Annotated in this window: 15 protein-coding genes; all 15 read right to left on the minus strand. The window is 40.1% G+C overall.

Going from position 1 to position 19,969, the window contains the following annotated elements:
* Nucleotides 1-4: 4 nt before the first annotated feature.
* The 15 genes from BM386_RS12790 to BM386_RS12865 all read right to left on the minus strand — a co-directional run bounded on the left by BM386_RS12790 (nt 5) and on the right by BM386_RS12865 (nt 19,374).
* Nucleotides 5-1,213 carry a GTPase-associated system all-helical protein GASH gene (locus tag BM386_RS12790; protein ID WP_091694819.1) on the minus strand — a complete coding sequence of 403 codons (1,209 nt, stop codon included), beginning with the start codon at nt 1,211-1,213 and terminating at the stop codon, nt 5-7.
* Nucleotides 1,214-2,535: 1,322 nt separating this feature from the next.
* Nucleotides 2,536-3,255 carry a M48 family metallopeptidase gene (locus BM386_RS12800; RefSeq protein ID WP_244545521.1) on the minus strand — a complete coding sequence of 240 codons (720 nt, stop codon included), beginning with the start codon at nt 3,253-3,255 and terminating at the stop codon, nt 2,536-2,538.
* On the minus strand, nt 3,242-6,274 hold the full coding sequence (locus BM386_RS12805) for a type I restriction endonuclease subunit R (RefSeq protein ID WP_091694825.1): 3,033 nt from the start codon (nt 6,272-6,274) through the stop codon (nt 3,242-3,244). The genes BM386_RS12800 and BM386_RS12805 overlap by 14 nt, the downstream gene beginning before the upstream one ends.
* 174 nt (nt 6,275-6,448) lie before the next feature.
* Nucleotides 6,449-7,027, minus strand: coding sequence for an RloB family protein (locus BM386_RS12810; protein WP_091694828.1), 579 nt, complete (start codon nt 7,025-7,027; stop codon nt 6,449-6,451).
* Entirely contained in the window at nt 7,005-8,315 is a 1,311-nt protein-coding gene (locus BM386_RS12815) for an AAA family ATPase (RefSeq protein WP_091694830.1), read from the minus strand. Before BM386_RS12815 ends, BM386_RS12810 begins: the two co-directional genes overlap by 23 nt.
* A gap of 105 nt (nt 8,316-8,420) precedes the next feature.
* A complete protein-coding gene (locus BM386_RS12820; protein WP_091694833.1) occupies nt 8,421-9,053 on the minus strand; it encodes a hypothetical protein in 633 nt (210 codons plus the stop codon).
* A gap of 4 nt (nt 9,054-9,057) precedes the next feature.
* A complete protein-coding gene (locus tag BM386_RS12825) occupies nt 9,058-9,513 on the minus strand; it encodes a hypothetical protein (RefSeq protein WP_091694835.1) in 456 nt (151 codons plus the stop codon).
* Nucleotides 9,514-9,515: 2 nt separating this feature from the next.
* Nucleotides 9,516-10,805, minus strand: coding sequence for a restriction endonuclease subunit S (locus BM386_RS12830; RefSeq protein WP_091694838.1), 1,290 nt, complete (start codon nt 10,803-10,805; stop codon nt 9,516-9,518).
* 131 nt (nt 10,806-10,936) lie between these two features.
* Nucleotides 10,937-13,360, minus strand: a complete 2,424-nt coding sequence (locus BM386_RS12835; protein ID WP_091694840.1) for a type I restriction-modification system subunit M — start codon at nt 13,358-13,360, stop codon at nt 10,937-10,939.
* 1,086 nt (nt 13,361-14,446) lie between these two features.
* Nucleotides 14,447-15,238: an SDR family NAD(P)-dependent oxidoreductase gene (locus BM386_RS12840; protein WP_091694843.1), complete on the minus strand. Its 792-nt coding sequence runs from the start codon at nt 15,236-15,238 to the stop codon at nt 14,447-14,449.
* Between the two features lie 60 nt (nt 15,239-15,298).
* Entirely contained in the window at nt 15,299-15,880 is a 582-nt protein-coding gene (locus tag BM386_RS12845; protein WP_091694846.1) for a TetR/AcrR family transcriptional regulator, read from the minus strand.
* 300 nt (nt 15,881-16,180) lie between these two features.
* A complete protein-coding gene (locus tag BM386_RS12850; RefSeq protein ID WP_091694849.1) occupies nt 16,181-16,420 on the minus strand; it encodes a hypothetical protein in 240 nt (79 codons plus the stop codon).
* A 600-nt stretch (nt 16,421-17,020) separates the two neighbouring features.
* A complete protein-coding gene (locus tag BM386_RS12855) occupies nt 17,021-17,389 on the minus strand; it encodes a hypothetical protein (RefSeq protein WP_091694852.1) in 369 nt (122 codons plus the stop codon).
* A gap of 493 nt (nt 17,390-17,882) precedes the next feature.
* Entirely contained in the window at nt 17,883-18,722 is an 840-nt protein-coding gene (locus tag BM386_RS12860) for a pyocin knob domain-containing protein (RefSeq protein WP_091694854.1), read from the minus strand.
* A gap of 7 nt (nt 18,723-18,729) precedes the next feature.
* A complete protein-coding gene (locus BM386_RS12865) occupies nt 18,730-19,374 on the minus strand; it encodes a hypothetical protein (RefSeq protein ID WP_091694857.1) in 645 nt (214 codons plus the stop codon).
* Nucleotides 19,375-19,969: the final 595 nt, after the last annotated feature.

The raw sequence follows: 19,969 nt of genomic DNA on the forward strand, positions 1-19,969 counted from the left end.
GCTATTATTTATTAATGATCAATTCACATTGCATGTCTTCAAAAAGCCAAACACAAAGATCGCCATAGCTCATTGTATCATTACTCGACATTCCTACTATTGATTCAAAATCATCAAGGCTTAATGATCCATTCACTACCCGCCTAATGAAATCATAAAAAGTTGTACGTCCCGGAGATTCTTCACAATCTCCAATTTTATCAGAAATATCTGACTTATAAGATACCAAAAGCTTGGCAAAATCTAAAACACTTATTTGATCCTCAGGATTGGAGCATAATTCGCGATGTGTATCTAAGAGGAAATATCTCACCGCTATTGGGAAAATCGAAGGAATATTGCTGCCATAATCTAATGCCAAAGCAAATTCTAAAATCCCTTTTGGCATCTCTCTATATCTTTTTTCGAACGACGTTGAATATCCAGCAAATTTCCACCATAATAATTCGGTCTTTAGCTGAATTACATCAATATTTATAAAAGGATTAGAAGTCTGTTTCAAGCCTTGGATAGTCTGCTCAAAATCCCCCACCTGAGCTTCAATTAATTTGTTTACGGCATCGCCAATAGCCTTTGCTGCTTTGGGTGCAAATCCTTGCGACCATCCTTCTTCATCTGGAGTTTTCGGGTTCGCGTTTGGAATAGCAGTCCCAGCCGAATCTTTTGGACCAGAAGCAGCCTCAAGAGACTTTCCTAGCGGTTTTTCTTCAATTTTAAAGCGCTTTAACGGTGCGACCACAGCTGATGGAGGCAACTGATGGCCTACATAGTTCGCAGCAAAATTCATATTGGCAAGACCATTGACCTGATCTGACAATTTCTGAATAAAACCCCCAACTACTTTTTCGTCTCCAGAAGTCAACTTAAGATGCGAGATGATGTTCTTCGAAGCCAAAACACAAAGATTGGCTATTTCTTGATCACTTGCTAATGAGTCAATTGCATGGATTATTGCAGCCCTGATGTAGGTAACCGGAGAATCTTTTGCTACACCCGAAAATGTAGTCCATTTTTTTGCTATAATTTCCTTCGCTTCGGTTATCTCTGGATTATCAATTGGAACTTGCGGATCCATGCCTGCCAGTAGAAAAGGTACAATCTTACGCTTATCTCTTGCTAGCTTTTTCTCAATTTCGGCTGCGGCCTTTTTAAGTTTATCTAAATGATCAGTCTCTGTAAGGTTTAGAATCTCATCCTGAAATTTCTGAAGCATATTTCCACGATTATGGGTTTTTATAAAATATTACAGTAACCCAACCAACGTGATGAAACCATATATTTAAAAGTATTCATATATGATGGGGCAATATTGCTAAATTCGCTATTTGTCTGGACAATCCCTAACTATTAATTAAAATAAAAACTTCAATCATGTCGTCTTTAAATTTTTAACAACATCCTTTAAAATAGATGTAATAATTTGAATTGATTTAAAATTCGTGCCGCAATGAAAACATCTTTGGCACTTGTTCGAAAATCTTAGTCAACTTATACTGTGAAGCATAAGATGCGAATTTTTCATTATCGAGAGCTGGATCGGCACTGGCGGATTATCCCCCGCTCAGCGTAGTCAAATCGCTCGTGTCGACTAGGTGGGATTTGTAATTCCACCCTGATATTCTTGCCAATTTGCAATTGGCTTTTACTACCTCCTCCCATCCTCCTCCCTTCCTCCTCCTTAAAGAGGAGGCGATTGTCTCTGTTATCATCAGGATATCAGTACCAAAGGTATTTGATGGTTTCCGGATTTAAGCCCGGATGGGTGTTTTACCTCACCCCGCCCCTCTCCTGAAGAGAGAGGGAGCATGGCTCTGCTCCAGATGGGCTAAAGTATAGGAAGTTGGTTGGTCGTTTTCAATAACTAAAAGGCTATACGCAAGAAAAGGAATAAAATGATACCAGCACATACCCTGTACAGGGTATTTTTTGGAGAAATAGGAGGAAATGTGAAGTAAATGCGGCATTTTTTGGTCGATCAGCAAAATTATCTGAATTCCACGGCATCCTTTTTCAGACAAAAATAGAAGGTGAGGTTCATGATCTGTTGTGGGGTGATTGGATTAACTCCTCTAGGTGTAGTCAAAATGCTCGTTCTGACTTGGTGGGATTTGTAAATCCACCTAGCTAAAATTCTTTCATCTCTACTCTAAGACGATACTATTGACGTAAAAAGGTGACTTCTCTGCCAATTAATGTCAAAATGAATCAAACCACATCACGTAAACCACACACTTTAAGCAATTTACCCTAAGTTTATACTTCACTAACACCAAAATAAAATGCCAAATTTTGTAGTAAACAATGTCGCCCAAGCCAATGGCGACCATGAAGTTCATCAAACAGGATGCAACTATTTCCCAAGTAATTACCGGGATCTTGGATGGCATCCAATATGCAGAACAGCAGTCGCCGAAGCAAAAAAAATCTATAGCAAAAGCAATGGATGCTACCATTGCAGTAATGAGTGTCACACCACCTAAAAGAAAGGACTGGCTAATCGTAGTTATCAGTCAGCCAGTTTTTTTTTCAAAACTCTCAAATCTCCCCCACTGGAAGCCGATTCAGTTCCTCTCGGATTTGTTTCCAGTTCGGGATATACTTATCTAAGTGAGCTCTGAAGTTTTGGTTATGGGTGCGCTCAATCAAGTGAACGAGCTCATGGGCGACTACATACTCTATGCAATCCAATGGCTTTTTTGCCATCTCCAGATTGATCAGAATATTGCCGGAATCAGGATTGCAGGATCCCCACTTCGTCCGCATGCTTTTTACGGTTACTTCATTGGATTTTACATCCAATAGCTTCTCCCACTTGGGTACGAGCTCGGCTAAGACCTTTTTCAGTTCGGTTCTATACCATGCTTTCACCACTTCACCTTTGGTATAGACAGATGCTCCTCTGCGAACGTATAGCTCCATATAGGTCTTGGTCTTAATCACCAGTGTGGCCGCTCTGTATTTGGGATTATCTTCATGAACCCTAAGCAGGTATTTCTTTCCTAAGAAATAATGCGTTTCCCGGTTGATGTATTGTCTGGGAGATTGTCTGTTTTGAGCTGCAAACTTTCGCTGCTGTTTTCGGATCCAGTGAATCTTCGCTATCACAAAAAGCTCCAGTGTCTGCTCATTTACATCCCTGGGAGCAGCAAGGCGTACCCTTCCATCCGGTGGATACACTGCGAGATGCAGATTTGCTATATCCTTTCTCACCAACTCCACCGGGATATCTGCAATAATCAGTTTACTTGTACTCACGTTGCTTTTTGACTATATCTAAGATCTGCTCTACCTTTTCTTTTCCCGACACATACCGCTTGATAATATTTTTTACCTCACGCTCTTTGATTACATCCCCTATCCAGTCCACTTTCTTACCATAGATAATGTCGTGATCCATCACCATGGCCAACTCTTCATTTGCCTCCAGATTGTCATACAATGCTTGCTTGGCAGGGGTATTGATTTTTGCAGGATAGCTTGATTTAATCGAATCCGGATTGATATTCGCTGCAAGTTTAGCCATTCTTTTCAGGAACTCTTCATAGCGGATAGCAGCACTTTTCCGCTGCTGGATCAACTCGTGAAGTAGCACGCTCATCTTCTCATAATAGGCAGGATTAACGGGCATTTCCTGAATGATCACCTTTCGCATATTCGCTTCCAATGTTTCGGCAACAGCAGTTTCACTTTTGCGGATTGCTTTTGGAAGTTGATTGGTGGCTTCCTGAATTCCTTTCTCTACGATCAACTGCAGTAAGGTAGCATCTCCAAAGTCGGAGATCACCCGACTGGGCTCTGCACTCAGGTACATATCCAAGAGCTGCCGCATATCAGGCTCAAAGCGCTTCAAATCTATGTAGTCTCCACTGGCATGCTTAATAGAATCCCTAAGTTTGGTATAGTCGATCACATGGCCCTGGATACGATCTGCTTCTATCTGAGTATATCCTATATCCAGCATTTCCGGAGCAGCATTGTTATAAGCCCTGATAAGGGAGACCACCGCTTTGTAAAAAGTAAGCCGCTTCTCTTCCGTTTCTTTCAGTGCATTATCATCTTCTGTATTTCCGCAGAAAAACCGTATCCACTGTTCGATCTCTCTGGGAGGTACTACGCCAATGCATAATTTATCCAGGGTTTCCAGCGCATCATCCAGTCGCTCCTTTGACTTCTGCAAGCGATCTGTCAGCAAACCTTTCACATCCTCCGCCTCAAAATCATCAAATGCATCTGAGGTATAATCTGCTATTGCCCTATCCAGACTTTTGAACAAATCCTTGTAATCGACGATGTAGCCAAATTCCTTATCTTCTTTCTCAGTCCTGTTGACCCGGCAGATTGCCTGAAACAAACCATGGTCACGCATTTCCTTGTCTATGTACAAATAGGTGCATGCAGGTGCATCGAAGCCTGTCAGTAGCTTATCCACCACGATCAACAGCTGCATATTTGCAGGCTCCTCGATAAATTGCTTTTTTACCCGCTTTTCGAATTTCTCCCTATCCTCCTTGCCAAGCATGGAGACGTATGTTTCAAATTGCTCCAGTTTCTCTGTGTTACCGTCACCCGTGGACTCTCCTTTGATGCTGGATACTGTGGGTTCGAAGGAAGTAATGATGGCGCATTTCTTAAAATCAAAATCCTGAAAGATCTTGTAATACCTGCATGCTTCATAAATACTCCCCGTCACCAAAATGGCATTTCCATGTCCATCCCGCAGCCTGGGTTTCATCTTGAAGTCCTTCACGATATCCATGGCTATCTTCTGCAATCTATCCTTGGTACTGAGTATCTTCTGCATACTTCCCCACATCACCTTCAGCTCCGCCTTAGGCAGATCTTTCATTCCCTTGGTGACCATCTCAAACCATTCATCCACGCCTTTCTGATCAGTGACTTTCTGATCCACATCCCGGGCTTCGTACAACAAATCCAGCACAACACCGTCTGCGACAGCTTCATCAAACTTGTAGGTATGGATGTAGCTTCCAAAAATCTCTATGCTCTTTTTCTTATCCTTTTTCAATAAGGGAGTTCCGGTAAATCCGATGAACAACGCATCGGGAAGCAACTCTTTCATCGCATCATGCAAATCACCACTCTGGGTCCGGTGACACTCATCTATGAAAATGAATAAATTGCCTTTGGGGATAAAGTCATCCGAGGTGGTCAGGCTTGCGATCAAGTCTTCCATTCCTTCCTCCTTTTCCCCTCTTCCAAACTTATGGATCAGGGAACAGATCAGCCAAGGTTCTGCTTCATTCAATTTTTCAATCAGATCCTTACCGCTTTTGGTACGGTAGATCTGCTCATCCACCCCTTTAAATACGGTTTCAATCTGTTGATCCAATTCAGTGCGATCAGTGATGATCAGCAGGCGGGCATCATTCTGATGTTCACGGATCCACTTGGCCAGCCATACCATGGTCAAGCTTTTACCTGATCCTTGGGTATGCCATATAATTCCTCCTTCCCTACGGTCTATGTATTTGCGGGCTTCCCGTACCCCAAAAAACTGATTGGGCCTACAGAGCTTCTTGGTACCCGCATCAAATACTACAAAGTCATGGATAAACTCCAGAAACCTTCCCTTTTCACAAAACTGAAGCAAGTGCTGGTCAAGCAGATTCTTATCAGGGTCATAGGTATAGTTTTCCTCTTTCCACTTTAGATAATACTTCTCCGCAGTCTTGGTGGTACCGTAGTACAATCCCTGGGAGTCATTTCCTGCCATGATCAACTGAATGGTACCAAAAAAAGGCCTGATAAAGCGATGGTGCTGGTTGTCCAGGTTTTGCCGAATCCCTTCCGAAACTCCCACGGATGCACTTTTCAGTTCTAAAACTCCCAAGGCAATCCCATTGACGTAAATTACTATATCCGGCCGTTTGGCATTGGTTCCCCTGACGCTGACTTCCTCAGCTATCGCAAAGTCATTGGCTTCAGGAGTTGCCCAATCAATCAGCCAAACCGTCTGCACGGGACTACCCACTTCCTCCGCTACCTTCACACCATAGCGTAACTTACTGTATCCTTGTTTGTTAATGGGATAAAGATCATCTGTAGGACTTACATTGATCGCTTTACGGAATTCGAAAAGTGCTTTGTTGATCACCTGCTCAGAATAGAGTCCCCGCCTTTCAAACCAGGATCTGAGATCCTGCTCGCGGATAGGTGAATTCTCTTCATCTTCCAGGCTTCCTAAGTCCCGATAGCCCAGTGTCATGGCAAACAGTTGCATGACCCTGTTTTGGGTGATCCGCTCTTTTCTCATTTCAATTCAAAAAATAGGTGATTATTCAATTTCTATTAGGTTTAATTAACTATGCCCGTGATTTTTTCAAAATGGCAATTCCTATCACTTTTTCCCAAAATCTCACAGAATTACCTTCGACTTTAAATTAATCAATTAAGTGAGATAATGGACAATTTTGCCCAGGTATCCGGCCTATAGTGATTGAAAAAAGGAAATCAAATCCGGAATAGTACAATAAGGATTCCTCTCTGTGACGGTATTTTCCTCTTGCCTGCCATTCATCCGAGAGGCACGCTCCATGGCCAACGGCAGCTTGGTTTTCAATTCAGCAAAGTGGTTCAGTTTGGTTTTATGGTATTGAGGCCATACCCTTCTAAGATGACTAAGCGCATCTTCACCCCGCTGAAACGCCCTTCCGCACTCTTCAAAATGAAGGATAAACCAATGCTCTAAGCAAAGCGCGGTAAAAGAAAATTTGAACCCCTCCGTCTCTATCAACCGGAACGCATCTCTCAACTGCGGCCAGTTGTCATGGTCAAAAAATATCCAGATGTCATCGTATGGATTCTTTTCCTTTCTGGCTTTTTTCTTTTTTGTGATAGCCTCCCTCACCAGGTCTAAAGGATTCTGTTGATCTCCCTGGGTTACCTCCACAGCTATACTTCTCTGTAGGTTTCTACCCAGCTCTGCCCGAAGTGAGGTAGCATACAGTTTCTCTGTCACTCCCTCACATAAAATCAAAATCCGCTTATTCGGTCTCCTCAAGGACATCTTCCTGCATTTTAATCAAAAAATCCACGTCATTGATAATAGGAGTCGCACCCAATTTCCCTGAAGCATACCATTTATCCAAGGGATTTTCAGTCCGAATCCCCTTAATATCAGAACATGCGTATAATTCTGTAGCTCCAAATTGATTCTTTTCCGTAAACCAAATCTGATCCCGTCTAAAAGCCCCATTTGCAAGTTGGGTAATGTCATGTGTCGCAAAGATCAATTGCGCATTCTTTGGATTAGTCAGGGGATTATGGAAAAGACTGATGAGGTAACTGGTAATAGAAGGATGCAGGTTTTTCTCAAACTCATCCACAACCAACACTCTGCCGGTCTCCAATGAATCCAAAATAATCCCACCGATCACCAAAAGGCTTTTAGTCCCCGTAGATTCCTCATCTACATCAAAAAGCTCCTGTCCTACCAGCTTCCCTCCATCGTACAAGGGGTGGGAAGTCTTGATATCGTATTTATAGTCCTCTTGTATTTTCCGTTTGATGTCCTCTGGTAAATTGTCAGGAAACTTATAGTTATTCCATTCTACTTCCTTGGCAGAAACAGATGAAATACCAGTATCCAAGGCACAGATCAAAGCATTTAGCCTATTTGTAAAATGCGAATATTTCTCCTCTGCGAGACGACTGGCATAAAGTCGCTTCAAATCGGATTCGTGATTTTCATTCAAGAAAGGAAAAATCATCATTCCTTTCCCGAAAAATTGAAAAGGAATTAAAAGCGACTCCACATTATTTTCTGCAGCTTTGGAAAGAAAGAGCTGATTTGGTAAAAGAAGTTTTTCAATTGCTTTTTTTGCGCCTTTGTATGCATCTCCAAATTTAATTTCCTTCTCGGCTCTTCGCTGATAGAGTAAGGATTGCACTCCATTTGGATAAAAATACAGTTCCTCGGTTTCGACCATTTTTTTTCCGAAGGAAACTACGAACTCATATTTTATCCGGTCACTGCCAAAGAACACAATGTGAAATTTCACTGCCTTATTCTTTGTAGCCAGATCAAGTAAATGAGGCTCATAAGGCGAAATAGGCTGATCTGGCTTGAATCCAGTTGAATTAACTACCAAAAACTCTAAGGCATGAAATGCCTGGAGTACGGTACTTTTCCCTGATGCATTTGGCCCGTAAAGAACCGCAGTCTTTAACAGCTGGGTTTTGGCAGGTGCCGCAAAATAGTTTGAAGGCAGTCCTTTTAACCCTGTCTTCTCAAAACTGATATCTACCCGATTCTTGATAGACCGGAAATTCTGAACTGAAAAATGAACGATCATGGCTTTACGATTTGAATACAATGCTACGTGAAAAAAGTTTATTTACACGATTTTAGAGTATAAATTTACGTTTTTTATGCAAATTTTGTTTAAAATACACATTTTTTATGTACCCCAAGTATTCTTCCACTGCTGATAAATGAAATTTCTGAGCGGGGTTTTATCCAGAGGGTTGTCTGACTTATAGGTTCCCATTTGAAATCTGGCACTGGCAGATGGTGTAAGTAACCGCTTTACAGTAAGTCCGTTTTCCTGACCATAATTTTCTATTTCGATCCATTGTTGATTGAACACTTCGATGGTAGCCTGGGTAGTGAGATAGACCTGTTTGATAGTGGGAAAACGATGAAGAATTCCCAGGATATCCGTAAAAGTAATTGCCGAAAAGTACCTGCAAATGGAGGCATCGCTGTAGGATTTTAACGCTTCCCGATGAGCAGGATTCTGGCTATCTGCATCCTCTATGCAGTAAATCAAATCTGTCAGGGCAAACTTGTTTTGCTTGCAAAAAAGTTTCCACTCTTTGGTATGAATTCCTTTCCGTCTTAAACTCAGTTCAGGATCAATCATTCTGGGCAATACATCCCAGAAATAGTTATTCCTGATTCTCCCATAAAACCATTCCGCATAATTCCCTTCAGGCCAAGCGGGATTAAAAGTGCCCACAATTACTATTTCCGGGAGGAAATCGAGTTTCTCCAGATTAAGGTATTCTTGGAATTTGTGTGGGCAGGGCATAAGACTACTTTCTACTAAAAAAATCTTTTTCTTCTCTGTCCAAATAATAGGACAGTCTACCATTTCCTTTTATTTCCTCCTCCCAAACTACTCTTAGAATTGGTAAATTCTCATACCAGTAATCCATTCCTGCCTTCCAGCTTTTCCAGACTTTCTTCCTAATTCGCTCTTCTCTGAACCAATAGTACTCTTCAGCACAGAGATTAAAATAATCGATTAAATCATTGTATAGCTTGGTTTTCTTCCTGAAGTCATCAACACTGATTCTAGGATCAAGCATACTTATCTTGATTAAAGAATTGTTCAGCTTGTCATATCTTGCATTGAAATCCTGAAAGAGTTCTTTCATAAACCGGTCTTCCTCCATTTTTTTTCCTTTAAGGGAAAAATGAATTGCTATCCCAGAAGCAACTATTCCTAGAATCACCGACGATATTAACTCTGCAGTTGAACTTTCCATAGCTAAATCAGCCTCGTCCTCCCAGTCAATAACTCCTGCATCATGCCTTGTTTTAAAAGAAGAGCTTTTGACAACTTATTATTAATATTATGGATTTCATTGTCCATTGAACTTAATATTTTCCCAATTTCTATTTGCTCTTCCATTTTGGGAAAATAGAGATCGATTTGCTTTACGCTTGATTTACTGACTCCGCTCACTTTAGTACCAACGGCAAAATACTGGAACTGCTCTTTTATATACTTTGCCTGAAAGCAGTATTTCTTGTAGTTTAAGTCAAGAAATTCCGTTTTAGATTTAGCCACTATTGTATGCAATCCTGAAATGAAGGGTATTTCAGGATGGTTTTCTACAACTATAAACTTACTCACACCATCCATATCTTCTGAAGCGTCTACAAAAACTATATCCCCATTTTTCAAAAGTGATTTAGATGAGATTTTTGCTAAACCAATATTCAATTTAGGAATGTTCCCATATTCATTTTCAACATTCACATAGGATTTATTTGAACCGTGAATATCTCCATAATGAAGATAACAATAACCTTCATTAGATAGCTGATCCCTAGAAGCTGAATAGCCGCCACTTATATTAAATACCTCCCCAAACTTCCTCATTTCCCAATCCTCTTTAGGAGTCAGTAACTCTTGCATGGCCCCCTGCTTGATCAGGCGCTTCTTTGCGATCAGTGCTTCCAGACTGCTGATATATCTGTCCATATCGCTGAGAGCTGTGGCGATGGCGGTTTGTTCGTGGAGAGGGGGAAGTGGGATAAATACTTTTTTAAGATTGTTTTTCGAAACCCCAAAGACTTTCATTCCAGTTGCTAATTCATAAAACTGTTTTTTAACAAATGGATTTGCATGCAAATATCCCTTAAATCCACTAGCAGTTCTCTTATGATAATCCCGCAACAAAAAGGTATGGAGACCAGAAATCACCTTTCTATTCCCAACATTATTAATTTCAATGCTTTTTCCTACTCCATCATAGTCTTCTGAAGCATCAGCCATAACTAAGTCTCCTTCTTGCAAAAGGCTATAAGCTTTTAATTTATTATTTGAGATGGAAGGAAGATTGGAATTTAAAATATCTAAATGAAAATCGTATTTAGTATGAATATCTCCATAATGTATATATCTAATTTCTTGATCATCCTGCAAATCTGCCCTTGAGTAAGTTGCCGTGCTTAAAAAAGAAAACAAATCACAATATGACCTTAAATCCCAATCCTCAGGAATCCATCCCAATTCAGTGTGTTTGTAGCCGGGTTTAGTTACTGTTTCCATTATAGCTTGGCGATTGGTTCTCAAAATTATTTTAGATAACTGACGCTCTTATTATTAGGAGCTTTTTTAGAGGGATTTAGGAGTCCATTTTGTCGCAAATTCAGTAGATAATTACGACAAAATAAACTAGATCAAATGCCCGAATACCCCATCTTCGCCAGGTGCTCACTGACCTTAGCTTCCCAGTTAGTCACTTGCTTGGATAGTTCCGGCAAGGGTGTATCGTAGCGCTCTCCCAATTCCTTGATCCGCTGAGTCAACCGTTGAGAGATCCGCTGCATTTCGTTATGAATGGTTGATTCCAGATGAGCCATCCATTTATGCTCTACAATCAGTGTTTGGATCTCTTCCTCGGTCAGCTTCGCATATTGTCCAAGTAGCTTTTTATCCAGCTCCCCCTGTTTTTCTTTGATTTTCTTGTTCAGCGCAGTCTGTTCTTCACTGAGCTCCAGGTAGCGTTCCAGTACTCCGATTTCCCCATATCCAGGGGACGGCTCGGCAGCCATCAATTCCTTTTCGGAAAGTTTAATTGTAGGTTTCAGTTCCTTTAGTCTTGCAGTCACTGCCGCTTTGTTGACTTTATCAAAATCAGCAAAATAACCATCTTCCCCACTGTGCTCTTCCTCCAGTTCTTCCTGCTGAGCGGCCAGAGACTCCCTGTCTGCTTCCAGATGATTGAGTTTATCCTGCTCTTCCTGAAAATACTGCGCTACAAGTAAGGCTTTTGGAATCAACCGGCCCTCAAATACTTTTTTCGTATATTCAATCTGCTTTCCTGCCTTCCATCCTTCTGCCACCAGCAAATACACGTCATCCTGCATGGTCTCCATCCAGTAATCCATCAGCTGCTGATACACATCGTACTGATCGATCAGGTTTAGGTTGGTAAAAGCCAATAATAGCTTCTCGCTGAGCTGATGAATAAATTCTTTGGGCTTTACTTCCGAATCTATACACAGGCAAACAGGTTTGTTTTCCCCTTTCCATTTCCCAAATACCTGATTGACTTTTTCAGCATAAGCTGTGAATGAGCTATGCCCAAAAATCTCCTGCTTCACTTCTTCCTTAGCCACTTTTAGCCTGCTAAACCCTTCCCGATCAATAGCCTCAAAAAGATGGGTTTTTAATCCCTTATATACATCCCAGTAGTTTTGCAAAGCATTAATATCTGCATCAGGAATTCCTCCAAGTAAATGAGCTTCTATGTTTTGAATGTCTTCGGACTCGGTACCGTCTATGTAGCGTGGAATATTGAGGTTGTACTCCTTCTCCGCAATTTCTGTGATAGACACCTTCCTACTGTATTTGGGTATCTCTATCTCCTTGGTGAAGACATCCACAATCTTATGCAGATCCTGGTCGCGAAGCCGGTTCTTGTTTCCGTCCTTTATATATCCCTTGCTTGCATCCACAAAGAAAACCCCTTGTCGGGAAGCTGCATTTTCTTTGTCTATCACTATGATACAGGCAGGAATACCCGTCCCGTAAAACAAGTTAGACGGCAAACCGATAATCCCTTTGATCAGACCGCGTTTGATCAGATTTTGACGGATTTCCGATTCTGCATTTCCCCTGAACAGTACGCCATGAGGCAAAATCACAGCTCCCTTTCCATTGCTCTTGAGTGAATGGATGATATGAAGCAGGAATGCATAATCTCCGTTTTTCTCCGGAGGAACCCCAAAACCCGTGAAGCGATTGAATTCATCTTCCCATGGATTAAAGCCCTGCATCCAGTTTTTAAGCGAAAAGGGTGGATTAGCAACTGCGTAATCGAAGGTCTTCAGCTCTCCCCTGTCATCCAGAAAAAGTGGGTTGGACAAGGTGGATTGCCCCTTCTCAATTCTGGCTGTAGGATTGTCATGGAGGATCATATTCATCTTCGCTAAGGCAGCTGTCGATACATCCTTCTCCTGACCAAACAGTGAGGTAGAAGCATTGCATTCATCGGCAATTTTCAGAAGCAAAGATCCGGATCCACAGGTAGGATCATAGAATGACTGGCTCACCTGATCCTTTCGAATCCCCAAGACTTTTGCCATGATCCGGCTTACTTCCGAAGGGGTATAAAATTGGCCTTTTGCTTTGCCGGATTCCGTAGCAAAATGTCGCATCAGGTATTCATAGGCATCACCCAGAATGTCATCACCCCCGGCATTGTTTTTACTGAAATTCAGCTCCGGCTTTTCAAAAATAGCAACCAACTTACTCACGGTATCAATCAGCTCCTTGCCTTTCCCCAGCTTCTCCTCATCGTTGAAGCTGATCATATCGATCACATTTTGCAGTGCATTTTCCTCGGCAAGTTTACCGATGGCAATGTCTATCTTTTCACCGATATCCTTTTGCCCTTTCAATGCAGCAATATCCCTGAAGTTGCAACCTTCCGGCACTTCAATCAAGGCATTTGGATCAGCATCAGCCTTGTCTGATACATACTTCAGGAAAAGCATCACCAATACGTAATCCTTGTATTGTGAGGCATCCATTCCGCCTCTTAACGCATCGCAACTTGCCCATAGGGAGCTATATAATTCTGATTTTTTGAGAGCCATTTTCTGTTAACCTACGCATCGCACTGCTGACTTCGGGAAAGAAAAATCCGTTTAATCAAAAATTCCAGTGCTGAGATAATTTCCAGATAAGGATAGCCCAAAAATGCATGGGAAACAAGGTGGATTTTGTGAGCATCTGAAAGTGAGAAGTATAAAATACTTAACCTGCAATTTGCCAACTTATAAGTTCCCCATGACTAAAATCTATCCGCTGGAAGATTTCTAATGTTCTGTCTTACCCTGATATTCTTGGTGTTGGGCCTTTGGCTGCATTTTCTAACTCACTCTTCTATGAGGAGGATAATTCAATAGGGTGATTTTCTAATTGGTTCGTCAATGACGAACTAGTTTCATTTAAACCTTCGTCATCATCTAGTCTAGCTCGGTTTGGTCTGCTTTTCTTCGCCAGGGCAGTGATGAAAATTAGAACCATGGTCGACCCAACGTCGACGCAAAGTCGAAGGACTAGAACCTTTGGTTATGCATCCTTTGCAGGTAAGTAATGGAGAGATAGCTATCTGTCCTATTGCCCTCCTTTTTCAATTGACATGCATCCCACCCTAACTTCCTTTTTTAACCTTTCCTCCCTTGCACATAATCCGTGATTTATCCATTACAAGCCTAATGAATCAACGATGCTCCTACGATGCCTGATCGTACCAGCATCGAAGCAGCATCGTAGAAGCATCGTATCAACCTCTAGGCGAAGTGCATAGAACTCCCGAGTAAACCCCTTCCTGTTCCCTTGTATCTCCCTTACGCACACGGACAATCAAGGGAACGGCAAGGGAGAAGTAAGGGAGCATCAAGGGAAAAACCGAAAGTAGAAATCAGTATATCTGTTAAAGGAATCCTCGCCGGTCTACCCTAGCATCCAAGTAGTCACATGAGCGACATTAGCAAGGGAGCTTAATTGTGTGGTATACAAAGTAAGCAGTATTTAAACAAAGCCTGGCCTCTCGCTATTTACGGTAAGTTAGGCTTTTCAATCTTCCATGATGCCGCTGATGGGATTTTTCACAACAAGTCTATAGTATACTAATGAACAGGTAATTGCTTGCAGCATGTTATTATCGCTTACTTATTTTAAATCTGCCTTAGAACCCCTCCATCAGCACGCAAGGAAGCCCCATTTGTGGCTATGGAAAGCGGACTTGCCAAATACGCTGCTAAAGATGCGATTTCAGACGGATCAATAAAGCGCTGCAACAGTGAATCCGGGTTGGTTTGTTGAATGATCCCCGCTTTCATCTGCTCCACCGACAAATTCTGTGTGCCTGCAATCTGTTCCACCGCAGCGGCTACACCATCAGAATAGGTAGGTCCGCCCAAAATGCTGTTAACCGTGATGTTTTTTCCTTTTGTCAATTTAGACAACCCATTACTGATTGCCAGCATAGCTGCCTTGCTCATACCATAATGGATCATATTGGCAGGGACATTCACTCCTGATTCACTTGCTATAAAAACAATCCGTCCAAAATTTCGCTCAAGCATGCCTGGCAAAAGATGCCTGCATAAACGGACACTGCTCATCACGTTGATATTGAACATGTTCATCCAGTCGGAATCAGCTATTTCACCAAAGGCTTTCAATTCAAAAACACCGACATTATTGACAAGAATATCAATGTCTCCCAATTCACTCAGAAGCGCATTTACCTCTTCCCCATCAGAAAAATCAGCTGCAATTCCGGTAACTGTGCTTTGGGGATATTCCTGCGTCAATTTTTCTACTGCTCTTTTGAGTTTCTTTTCTTCCCGGCCGTTGAGAACCACCTCTGCCCCCTCATCCAAAAGTTGTCGGGCAATTGCGAAACCTATCCCCTGTGTGGAGCCACTGATAAACGCTTTTTTTGATTCTACTTTTAAGTCCATAAATCTTTTCTTTTAGGTTTTAATTTTTGTATTGATCATTCCATAAATAGTTAAAAAAAATCAGCTGATGGCAGCTAATTGCATTTCTATTTGTTGCTGAAGTATATCAGGATCCGGGTACATTCTTCGAAGTGTATTCAAGCCACACCAGAATGTGATCAAATACCTTCCTAGAATCTTCGCATCTGTTCGGTTTTGGATCTTACCTGAGTCTTGGGCTTTTTGAATGGTATCTGAAAACATTTGCTCCACCTCTTTGAGAATAGTTATAGCCTCCATTTCCAGATCTTGGTCCACGAAGGTCATTTCTACTACTGAATTGGCTATGATGCAACCTTTTAAATGGGTCTCATTTTCGGCATCTGCTATGTTTCTAAAGAAATCCTTAATCAAATCCAGCGGAGCTTCACTTTCATTAAGGCCCTTCTGAAATAGATGAAAGGCTTCCCTGCGTTGGAGAATTGCTTTTCGAAACACTTCTTTTTTCCCTCCTTTAAAAGTATTGTAAAAGCTCCCGCTTCCTGTACCGGTAGCTTCAAGCAAATCCCCCATGGAAGTAGCGGTATAACCTTTCTTCCAAAAGATATCCTGTGCTTTTTCAATCAGGTGTTTGTTGTTATGCTGTGTTGGTCTTCCCCTCATTTTATTTTTGTATTGATCGTTACAAAAATACAAAAGCTTATAACATTATCAACTCCATCCTTCCATTTTATGATAAGGTTTGCCTTAAACGATTTTCCAAAAACTCCCCCAGACTAGGCGTAGTCACATCGCCATGTTGACTGGGTGGGATTTGTATACCCTACTACTCGGCCCAAGACCAAAATGATTTATGAATTATATCCTGACTCCTTGCCCTACTCTATTATCCATACCAAGCCCTTCCAGTAGCCGGTAGAAAATGATTCCACAACCTCACCCTTTCCCCTCATCCTTGTTTATTCATTTCCGTCTAGGGCGCATCACTACTTTCTTGACAGGGTCTGGCTCAATTGGTTTATCATGGGTCAGCGTGAATTCCTTCACTCGGGCTGAATTATGATAAACCACCATCCCATTTTCCATCACTTCTTTTTTGATATTGCCTTTTTCGAGATGGTAGGTCAGCACAGCATATGCCCGATCCCAGTCATGGCCGTTTAATTTGATGATTTCTTCAAACGTGATAATGGGTACATCCATAAGTGATAAGTAAGCGGGTTGGACAATATCGTAATTATCAGGAAAAAACCAGTGGATAGTTAGTTTAAGAATCAATATGAATCAAAACCATAAAAACCTAAAAGTAACATGCGCTCCTGTTCTCACATATCCTGTCTTTTAGTAAAGGTTGCTTGGTAAATGAGTCATAGCTAAGCAAATTTCAAGAGGAAACTATATCACTAAGTTGCTTCAGACACTACAGTATTCCTACTTACTTTCCCCATTGCATGTCCGATGCATCTTCGATGGCTGATCGTACCAGCATCGTAGGAGCATCGTAGGAGCATCATAAAAACATAATATTTACTTGGCAGAAAAGTAGTTTTAACACTCATATTTCCCTCGCCTAGCTCCCTCGCTGCTCTATTGAATCCTGATTATGTATCGGGAAGGTCATGGGAATAAAAAGTGGCAATTAAGGGAAGCCCATTGAGGCTAAGGACAATTTATTCCCCATTCCCCAAGCACTTAACCTAAGTTCAAATCAGGATCTTGAATCAATACCCGGAATAAGGAATTCTTTCCAAGGGTTTTCAGCAATTAAGTAGGCTTCTAACAGGTAAAATCACCTGTCCTGACTTATGCCCATTCTAAAACCCCTGAGGATTGGACTATTTTCTTTGCCCACTTTACAATCATGGCAATCGAAAAAACAAGGTTCAACCCTAACCATACAGCTCCGAGACTCAAAAGTAACTTAGCATCAAAATCGATAACCAAAAATTGATAAAACTCAGAAAGTAATGCCAAAACCATGTATAGGCTAAGAATTAAAAAACAACTAGCCATTACCATTCCGGAAATGATATTCTTCCAAAAAATCGTGATTGCCAAACCAGTAACTAAAGCCAATGCGAAGGGATTAAGAAGAGTCCCCGTAAAAATCCAATAAAATATAGTAGAAGTTACTAAGTATAGTTCAGGTATCCATTGACGTATTTCTTTCATTTCCCCCAGGTAAATAGTGTGACAATTTTTATTTCAATAATTAGTTAGACTTTCATAGCAGCGTTATTCTCACCACATGAGTGATATAAACAATTACTACACACTGTAATATCAAAACTTAGATAATCTATTCCAACTAATAGCCATGTATATAAATCCCAAATCCGTTGAAATCCGAGCGATGTCGAAAGAGTTAAGTACCTTGGTTTTAGAATCCTTCTAGTTAACATTAACTTTATACCCCTTGTGAGTAAGCATTGTATAGAGCTAATTCCAGACATAGCCGTTTAATTTGATTATTTTTCCAAATGTGATAATAGTAAAATCCATAGGAGATTAATCTGTGAGTTTGATTATACATAAGGGATTATCAGTAAAAAACGAGTGGATGCCAGGCATTCATGACAAATGATAAATACTTATAAACACCTACAACCCTACCATAAAATTTAGGACTTAGGTTTATTATTTTATTAAAAAGGATTCATAAAATTTAATTTTTAAGAGTTTGATCCTTCTTGATCTGATCGATCTCCTTTTTTAATTCAATTATATAAAGGGTAAGTTCTTCGACTTTTTCGAGAAGTTTATTATTCATTTCTCCTACTTTCCACCCGTCGTCCAACAGCGTTTGAGCAGAAGGAACATTAGGCAGATGTTTATTTGATTTAATATAATTCTCGACCTCCCGTAGAGACATCAGTTGATAACCTTCCTCAAAAACATAATCAGCAGGGACGCTAACCTGAACCTTGATTTCTTTTGCAATTACTTCTCCATCAACAGATAGACGGGAAGAATACGCGGAACCATTCCAAAATCTTCTTAGAGACATGGCTTGCTGGTAGGTTTGACCAGTCTGAGAATACCCGACTGCAGTCAAAAAATTCATTCCCAACAGGTTTGCTTGCTCAGGAGCAGAAAAGCCAACAATTTTCCCTGCGTCATTCCCTGAGAAATAAATTTCGCTTGAAGTCGATTTTACTCTGCCCGTACTGGTAATATTGTTGGCTGCAAAATCAATATCCAGCTTATTTAAATTTCCTGAATGGTAAATCTTAAACCAAGGACTCCATCCAAACGTATGCCTACGCAAATAAAAATTATCTGTCTGGTGCGCATTAACCATTTGCCAACGATAGTTCAAATCAAATTCAGACTGGAATCCCAACGTAACTGTATTCGACTCTGGGATATTAACAGCCCCAGGCCCAACTACAATATTGAAACCACTCCCCGATATAGAATTAAGGTTTTGCGCATTTACAAAACTTGTAAAAACAGACAAATAAATAGTTAAAACACACAACAAACCCCTGATATTTTTTTTCATAATTATATTACAATTTTGAATGCATTTGATTTTTATAAATGTTTAGCGAATCTATATTTTTCCTTAATTTTTGATAATCTAAATTCATTCTATCCATGTCCTTTCTCAAATCAATAATATATAGCGTCAACTCTTCTATTTTCCGCAATAATTTTGAGTCCATTTCTCCAAGATAAATTCCATTTTCAGCAACCTCCTTAGCACTAGGAATATCTTTCAAGTGCCCTTTTTCTTTGATATGATTCTCAACCTCATTCAGGGTCGGTAATTTATAATCATCATAAAAAACAAAATCAGACCAACTTGTTTCAACTTTTATTTCTTTAGCTCTTATCTGCCCATTGACAGCCAATTTCCAAGAACCTGGATTTGTTGTTCCTATTCCAATATTGCCAATATCGGAAATTGTCATTCTAGGGGTCGAATTTGTAAAAAATTTAATTCCTCCAAATCCTGACAACCTAGTTTCTGCACTACTTTGATATGAAAACCAGCCTAAAGAATAGTTACCTAAAAAAGCTCCGTCATAAATAAATTTATCGATATCCGTATAAACTCCAAAATAACTGTTTAGCGCAATACTCTGATTTTGTCCTTTAGAGTAAACGGACAAAAATATAAGAAATAGAAATGGTAGAATTGATTTTTTCATAAGATTTTCTTAAGCAATTTATTAGATATTTATATCGGCCAATCGGCCAGAAAACTTTCATTCTTAAATTTATATATGCTTTTAAAATATTTAAATATAAAACTTTAATTCTATAACGTAGTAATACCTTGTGTTTTGATACAAAAAAAATGCCTAGTTCAGACGATCTGTTTTATAACTATATCTGCTTTCACACAATTTTGTAATTTAGCAAACAATCTAGCGTTATAAAAATCATTAGTATTAACAACCCACATGAATCAAATTAGAAAAGGAATAATATTTTTTTTTAAGTTAACGATTCAGGCTTAAGAATATTTCAAGACAAAATTCATAGACCCATAGATCCCACTAGTTTATTTACTTTTCCTTAATAAAAATGTAGAAGGTCTGCTCTTATATTTTCGGAAAGAGTTTTAACTATTTTTTCCAACTAAATCCCAGTTGCTAATTCTCTGACTTCGTTTGGAATTTCAAAAAACTCTTATATTAAAATCCAATTCATCCACAATCCGTAATATATATATATATATATATATATATATAAGATTTTCTTTTCAAATACATATCTTGTTTGGAATGTCTATTAATTTAT

This window comes from Algoriphagus locisalis (genome assembly GCF_900116615.1).
GTDB classification, from domain to species: Bacteria; Bacteroidota; Bacteroidia; order Cytophagales; family Cyclobacteriaceae; genus Algoriphagus; species Algoriphagus locisalis.